Source organism: Pedobacter sp. 01N416 (assembly GCF_056399685.1).
In genome coordinates, this window is sequence record NZ_JBFTRT010000957.1 from 1 (window position 1) to 891 (window position 891).

An 891-nucleotide genomic window follows, 5' to 3' on the forward strand; every position below is an offset into this window, starting at 1 on the left:
ATACGTAGCTGCCCACAAACTACTGATGCTTTATGCATTAATTAGTGCTTTACTTACCCTCGTATCTATTTTTGCAAGCGGCATGATTACCGTTTATGCTTTAATCGGTGTCTCTTTCTTTATGTCGATCATGTTCCCAACCATATTCTCGTTGGGTATAGCAGGTTTGGGTAAAGATACRAAACTGGGCTCATCGTTAATTGTGATGTCTATTGTTGGTGGTGCCTTTTTACCACCGATATTAGGTTTGATTTCAGATGCCACGCACAACATACAATATGGGTATTTAGTACCATTTATATGCTTTTTAGTGGTTTTCTACTTCGGTTGGAAAGGACGGAAACCCAATCACATTGAAAAAGAAATTAGTTTAGAAGTATAAAATTGACAATGAAAAAATTAGTCATCAAGATTAACAATGCTGATAATGTTTTGGTTGCGTTACAAGATTTACCTAAAGATACCAAAATAGTGCATGAAGGGAATACCTACGTTACTGTTGATGAGATCCCTGCCAAGCATAAATTTTTTATGCAGGATATGAAAGCAGGCGATGAGGTAATGATGTACGGCGTTTTGGTTGGAAAGGTACAGTTTGATGTAAAGGTCGGTATGCGGATGAATGTAGAGAACACCAAACATGCTGCAGAGCCATTTGCCTATCGCAATGTTAATTACAAATGGGAAGCGCCTGATGTAAGTAAATATAACAACCGCAGTTTTAATGGTTATCACCGTAAAAACGGTGCAGTGGGTACTGCTAACTACTGGTTGTTTATCCCGACTGTTTTTTGCGAAAACAGAAATCTGGATATTATTAAAGAATCGCTTTATAGTGAGTTGGGTTATGCGGTAGATGACAAATATAAATCTTACACCCACAAACTGGTT

General features: G+C 37.6%; 1 protein-coding gene and 1 pseudogene. Both read left to right on the top strand.

From position 1 onward, the window contains the following. A pseudogene (locus tag AC1DND_RS28650) lies at positions 1–382 on the top strand (glucose/galactose MFS transporter); the annotation flags it as partial. Positions 383–390: 8 nt separating this feature from the next. Next, positions 391–891, top strand: a 501-nt coding sequence (locus AC1DND_RS28655) for a UxaA family hydrolase (protein ID WP_477586334.1), incomplete at its 3' end; no start/stop codon positions are given.